The sequence below is a fragment of the Bartonella sp. AU15XJBT genome (genome assembly GCF_028618615.1).
Taxonomy (GTDB): Bacteria; Pseudomonadota; Alphaproteobacteria; order Rhizobiales; family Rhizobiaceae; genus Bartonella.
Genome location: NZ_JAQITG010000067.1, coordinates 1 through 3,286 on the forward strand (window position 1 = coordinate 1; position 3,286 = coordinate 3,286).

A 3,286-nucleotide genomic window follows, 5' to 3' on the forward strand; every position below is an offset into this window, starting at 1 on the left:
TTCAACGACGATACTTGCTTCACCGGCTTGTACTGTTTTGTCTGCTTTAGCATAGAGAGTAAGCTCTTTATCATAAGGAACAAACTCCTTTTGATTGGTAGGCTTAACCTCTTTAACTGTCTGTTGTTTGATTTCTGCTTCGCCAAACTCATTCCCGCCAGCAGTGCTGCCTATCTTAACTTTCGCCTCAGAAAACGCCGTCTTAACAAACACCTTAATCGAAGTTATTAAAGCACCACGTGGCAAGATGCCTATTCTCATCGCGTTTTCTTTATCTTCATGGCTAAAATTAAGACGCAAAAAGCTTACCTGCTGCGTATGTAGATTTCTCCCCTGTAAGGGAGGTGGTAAATGATCTGCCATGTCTTATCCCCTTAATGATTTGTTATGAATTGCACGACCACAATACATTCACCAGCATCTGTGGTTTTATCCCGTGTTGCATAAAGGGTCATCTCTTTATCCTCTGGAGCAAAAACCTTTTGATCTGTTGGTGTAAAATCCTGTGTTCCTTGGGCTTTGATATCTTTTTCGCCAAACTCATTGCCCCCATAGGTACTGCCAATCTTTAACTTCGCCTCAGAAAACGCTGTCTTCACAAACGTTTTAATTGAAGTAATCAAAGCACCTCGAGGCAAAATTCCGATTTTCGTTGTGAGATGCTTCTCTTTATGCGAGATATTCAAACGCAAAAAGCTTACCTGTTGGGTGTGAAGATTTCTTCCCTGTAATAAAGGTGGTAAATGATCTGCCATGTCTTTTTTCCTCCCTACGATTAGTTATCTGGTTCACCACTGTAGGTAGGAATAACAATCGTTCCAAAATCTTGCGCTGCTTGAGAGCTATTTGGAAATTTGAAACGGGTTTTCTTCATGCCAATCAGTGTTTTCGCAGACAAACCATAGTAACGTTGATAGTCAAAATGCTCTTCCACCAATTTATAGCGATTGACATTGCGATTATTTCCAAAAGCCATAACAATACTTTGTGCACCAAGCAAAACAGCGCGACGTACACTTTTTTTCGCTGTATGATCTGTTGATTTAACACCATGGGTTACATGTTCAGATTCACGTAAAATCACACCATTATACATGCCTAGAGAACCATCAAAAATCGGGTTCTTTGCACGCGAACCTGTGTAAGCAGCTTTCTGAATATCAAGCCACTGACCAGTCTCCGTATTGGTGCGCAATTGCATCACTTGTGTTGGGTGCAAATAGAGTACATAAACACTTTCCCCATTCACACGCACTGGTCGAATTTTGGGGTTAGCAAGTTTTGCCATTTTTACGGCTTCATCAATAAGCTTTAAACTAAAGCTGTGTTTTGATGCTTCACTTAGATCTTCATCCTTGGTTTTCGCATCTGGACGGATAATGCGCTTACTGCTTGGTGCCAGAGGTTCATTAAATCCATAATGCACATTCTCGATATCGATCATCCGATCTTCAAAAGAGATTGTCCTTGCTGTATATCCGCAAGCTTGAATGAAAAACATCATGCTTAAGCGATCTGCATACCAGTCAACCAAACCATCTTTTGCTTCGTCACGTAAATCAAACGTTGTACGTTGTTGTGCTATACTCCCTTCATTTTCTACACGAACTGCATGCGAAAGCTCGTCAATGTATAGTCTGTCATGAAGGAATTGTAATGCCTCTTCATTCCCTTCAAGCGTCTGTCCAGAAGTGACACCCCGTCCCAAAAGCTGTGTCCGTAAGCTAAACGTAACACAGTCCCCTCTGCCTTTCTGTGTTTCGGTTTTAAGTTGAATAATGCTGTTTGACCCCTTGCCTATAAGGGGGGCAATAGGGATCGCTTTTGAAACTTCTGTATTTAATAATTTTGACCACGTGCTTATTGCATGAGGATCATCTGCTCTAACTGTTGTTAATGCCATTGATTTTACCTTTCTTTGCTGTAAAAAAAACCGGCTTTAAAGCCGGACCATAACCCTGCATAAAAAGCAGGCTCGTTGTTATAAAAATGCGCGCTTAATACCCATTACCTGCACCATGCAATTGCCGAAAAATCGCTTTATTTTTCGGATTGGATATCCAAACGTCAAATTCTTCTTCTGACATCTTATCAATGCTTGCTAAAGTCATTGGTCCAACATTGCCTCCTCCACCAGATGCCGTTAAGGTTCGCGCAGAATTCTGACGACTTTGAAGCGCTGCAACTTGATTATTGGCTTGGATCGCTTGGTTTTGATAACCAAGATTTTGCGCTATCCTATAAAGCTCTTCTGCCGGATTGAGATCTCTTTGTGCACAAGTCGCTACAAGCGCATGCAATTGATCTTTTATAATCGCATCTATTGTGTTTTGATCTGCACACTCTGGATAAAGTGACGACCAAGACCTCAATTCTTTTGCACGCGTCTCATAAAGAAAATTTGCTGCCGCATCAAAATCACTAGATTTCTTTTTAAATGACTCAACAGAATTATTGAAAAACTGACCAAGACGCATATCATGCTGCTGTTGTTCCTCAGCCTGTCTTAGTGCCTCTTTCTGTTCCCTAATATACGCACCTTGCTTTTGAACCTTATCTAATATCCACATCACTACGCTAACGGGGTCCTTACGCAGATCTGGTGGAGCACTTTCTTCTTCAACCATTGGAGCTTGGGATTGTGCTTCGTAGAACTTGACAAGTTCTTCACGGGCTTGTTTGGTTTGTTCTAAAAATCGCTGCTGCTCTATACTAGGAACGATTTCTGAAGGCTTTTCAACGGGCTCTGTAATCGGCTCTGGAGATGTTGCATCATGGCTCTCAACTGTCTCGACCTCATGATCAACATCAAAAGAGCTCTCATCATCATCAAAAACCGGTGCTCCAACCCTATAATCTTCATTCATACCTTCATTCATCACTTCGTTCATTTCTGCATTCATTCTCTAACCTCTCTTAAATGCTTCTTCCCCTGTACGTTGCGGCTCTCTCCCGCATAATCTGATTTTGCGCTCGTTCATTAAGAATACGCTCCCGTTCAAGCTCATGGCGTTGTTGCATCAAGGCAACGTATTGATTTATAATGATAATTCACTGTTTTGTATGTTGAATGAGAGTCTCGAATAACGTAAGATTCTCTCATTTCAAAGCGGTTTATCTTGAATCAATCAAAACCACTCATTTGCACATAACAAGCGGGATGAGTGTGTGGATCAAATTTGTATAAGAAAGGATTAAAAATGGCTCTTATGAACCGTCTTAATGCAAGATCTGTCGCAACATTGGGGGCTGGCAAATATAATGATGGTGCCGGCTTGTTACTTCA

4 protein-coding genes are annotated in these 3,286 nt (G+C 41.3%); all 4 read right to left on the reverse strand.

Annotated features, from left to right (window positions below):
* Positions 1 to 363: hypothetical protein (locus PVV57_RS09865; protein ID WP_273783997.1), on the reverse strand; the 363-nt coding region annotated here is incomplete at its 3' end.
* Between the two features lie 11 nt (positions 364 to 374).
* Positions 375 to 755: a hypothetical protein gene (locus PVV57_RS09870; RefSeq protein ID WP_273719624.1), complete on the reverse strand. Its 381-nt coding sequence runs from the start codon at positions 753 to 755 to the stop codon at positions 375 to 377.
* Positions 756 to 775: 20 nt separating this feature from the next.
* Complete coding sequence (locus PVV57_RS09875) at positions 776 to 1,903, reverse strand: N4-gp56 family major capsid protein (RefSeq protein WP_273719597.1); 1,128 nt, start codon at positions 1,901 to 1,903, stop codon at positions 776 to 778.
* A 94-nt stretch (positions 1,904 to 1,997) separates the two neighbouring features.
* Positions 1,998 to 2,903: a hypothetical protein gene (locus PVV57_RS09880; RefSeq protein WP_273719596.1), complete on the reverse strand. Its 906-nt coding sequence runs from the start codon at positions 2,901 to 2,903 to the stop codon at positions 1,998 to 2,000.
* Positions 2,904 to 3,286 lie beyond the last annotated feature (383 nt).